This is a genomic window from Halomonas elongata (assembly GCF_029081005.1).
Classification (GTDB): domain Bacteria; phylum Pseudomonadota; class Gammaproteobacteria; order Pseudomonadales; family Halomonadaceae; genus Halomonas; species Halomonas elongata_B.
The window spans coordinates 1-574 of sequence record NZ_JAJQTQ010000068.1 but is presented as its reverse complement, the minus strand read 5'-3'; the positions used below and the strand labels follow the sequence as shown (position 1 = coordinate 574).

Here is a 574-nt window from a genome sequence, read left to right as displayed (position 1 = left end):
ATGCCAGAGCGTATTTCAGTTGAAGAAATTAATGAGTTTAAAATTTATCCAGAGTTATTCTGAACGGAGATAACGGCAAACGCCGCAGATTCCGGATTTTAATCCGGGATTTGCGGGGTTGAACAACCGAAGGGCGTTAGTTTCCTCGTAATCCATGAGGTGTATATGAAAGCAAGAAGTGTGAGAGTTGCCGGAATTGAAATTATCGATAGTGTTAAAACGGTCGCTTTTGTTTTTACTGAAACCTTACTGTTTATGGTCTGGTTTTCGGCAATTGTCTATGGGCTTTATCGTGTTGTTATCGTTTTATGGGATGATCCTTTAAAGCCGCAATCGCTCATGGAATTTCTTAATTTCATAGTTGAGTTGTATAGCTATGTACTTCCTTCGTTGGCTGTTATCGCAGTGGCTTTAATCGCCGTTTTATCCATTTGTAAAATACTCTCAGCAATATGGGAGGGAAGAAAGCAATGAGACATTTTCTTAAGGCTCTTTCCTTTGTTGTTTCCCTGTTACCAGCTACATTGTGTGCGGCTGAAATCCAGGGGAAAGTTATTCGCGTTCTCGATGGCGA

Annotated in this window: 1 protein-coding gene; it reads left to right on the top strand. The window is 40.8% G+C overall.

Going from position 1 to position 574, the window contains the following annotated elements:
• The first annotated feature begins 165 nt into the window (after positions 1-165).
• The gene (locus LU493_RS19460) at positions 166-474 is read left to right on the top strand and encodes a hypothetical protein (RefSeq protein WP_000647576.1); all 309 of its coding nucleotides are present in this window, start codon (positions 166-168) and stop codon (positions 472-474) included.
• Positions 475-574 lie beyond the last annotated feature (100 nt).

Bases quoted from the DNA above. Each gene is read 5' to 3' on its own strand.
- LU493_RS19460 (WP_000647576.1), top strand. From the start codon at position 166: ATGAAAGCAAGAAGTGTGAGAGTTGCCGGAATTGAAATTATCGATAGT.